The 1,956-nt window shown below is 71.2% G+C and carries 2 protein-coding genes; both read right to left on the bottom strand.

Going from position 1 to position 1,956, the window contains the following annotated elements; translation table 11 throughout:
* Positions 1 to 231, bottom strand: a 231-nt coding sequence (locus AC2W7G_RS14900) for a hypothetical protein (RefSeq protein ID WP_485869127.1), incomplete at its 3' end; no start/stop codon positions are given.
* Positions 228 to 1,956: DNA translocase FtsK (locus AC2W7G_RS14895; protein ID WP_485869126.1), on the bottom strand; the 1,729-nt coding region annotated here is incomplete at its 5' end. The genes AC2W7G_RS14895 and AC2W7G_RS14900, both read right to left, overlap by 4 nt.

The raw sequence follows: 1,956 nt of genomic DNA, 5'->3' as shown, positions 1-1,956 counted from the left end.
GCGGTGGCCCCGCAGGTTGCACGAGGCCAAGGACGGCCAGGACGCCCGGCCCGGCGCGTACCACCAGCGCGGTCCCCTCCCCTCGACCGCGAGGAGGGCGAACGCCGCGGCGAGCGCCAGGCACAGGACGCCCAGCGCGACGAACAGCAGCCCGCGCCGGTGGATCTCGTACGCCGGCTCGGGATCGATCGAACCGTGCCCCGGCACGGCGCGCAGCGACGTCACGCTCATCCCGCGCTCACCGAGGCCAGCACGTCCTCGAGGTCGTCGGGCTTGACCAGCACGTCACGCGCCTTCGAGCCCTCGCTCGGCCCGACCACGCCGCGGCTCTCCATGATGTCCATGAGGCGGCCGGCCTTGGCGAACCCGACGCGCAGCTTGCGCTGCAGCATCGAGGTGGAGCCGAACTGCGTGGTGACGACCAGCTCGATGGCCTGCAGGACGAGGTCGAGGTCGTCGCCGATGTCGTCGTCCAGCTCGCGCTTGGACTCCTTCGGCGCCGTCACGTCCTCGCGGTAGGACGGCTGCAGCTGCTCCTTGACGTGGGCGACGATGCCCTTGATCTCGGCCTCGTCGACCCAGGCGCCCTGCATGCGCATCGCCTTGTTCGCACCCATGGGCAGGAACAGGCCGTCGCCCTGACCCACCAGCTTCTCGGCACCGGGCTGGTCGAGGATGACGCGGCTGTCGGCCAGGGAGCTGGTGGCGAACGCGAGCCGGCTGGGCACGTTGGCCTTGATCAGGCCGGTGACGACGTCGACGGACGGGCGCTGCGTCGCCAGCACCAGGTGGATGCCGGCGGCGCGGGCCAGCTGGGTGATGCGGACGATCGAGTCCTCGACGTCGCGGGGGGCGACCATCATGAGGTCGGCGAGCTCGTCGACCACGACCAGCAGGTACGGGTACGGCGCCAGCTCGCGCTCGCTGCCCGGGGGCAGCTCGACCTGGCCGGCGCGGACGGCCTTGTTGAAGTCGTCCACGTGGCGGAAGCCGAAGTTGGCCAGGTCGTCGTAGCGCATGTCCATCTCGCGCACGACCCACTGCAGCGCCTCGGCTGCCTTCTTGGGGTTGGTGATGATCGGCGTGACCAGGTGCGGGATGCCCTCGTAGTTGGTGAGCTCCACGCGCTTGGGGTCGACCAGGATCATGCGCACCTCGTCGGGCGTGGCCCGCATGAGGATCGAGCTGATCATCGAGTTGACGAACGACGACTTGCCCGAGCCGGTGGCGCCGGCGACGAGCAGGTGCGGCATCTTGGCCAGGTTCGCGACGACGAAGCCGCCCTCGACATCCTTGCCCAGGCCCACGATCATCGGGTGGTGGTCGCCGCGCGCCTTGCCCGACCGCAGGACGTCGCCGAGCGAGACCATCTCCTTGTCGACGTTGGGGATCTCGACGCCGATGGCCGACTTGCCCGGGATGGGCGACAGGATGCGCACCTCGTTGGACGCCACGGCGTAGGAGATGTTCTTGGTGAGCGCGGTGACCTTCTCGACCTTGACCGCCGGGCCGAGCTCGACCTCGTAGCGGGTGACCGTCGGGCCCCGGGTGTAGCCGGTGACGGCGGCGTCGATCTGGAACTGCTCGAGCACCTCGGTGAGCCGCTTGACGACGTCGTCGGACGCGGCCGAGCGCGCCTTGGGCGGCGTGCCCTCCCGCAGCATCGCCGCGTCGGGCAGGTTGTAGACCACGTCCCCGGACAGGGCGAGCTGCTCGGTGCGCGCCGGGATCGGCTCGAACGGCTTCTCGGGCTTGGCCGGCTCCTCGCTGACGAGCACCTCGGAGGCCAGGTCGGCCGCGGTGGCGTCGGGCTCGACGCTGGCGTCGGCGTCGTCCGGACCGTCCACGAGCGGGTTCTCGTACACCTCGTCGACCGGGGGCGGCGGGGGTGCGCGGGTGACGGCGGCGAGCCGGCTTCTCCTCGGCCACGGGCTCGACCGGCACGGCGGCCTCCGC

This window comes from Aeromicrobium sp. PFPM2_SD2, from assembly GCF_057364525.1.
Note: the sequence above shows the minus strand (reverse complement) of the source record. Positions and strands in the feature narration are given on the sequence as shown.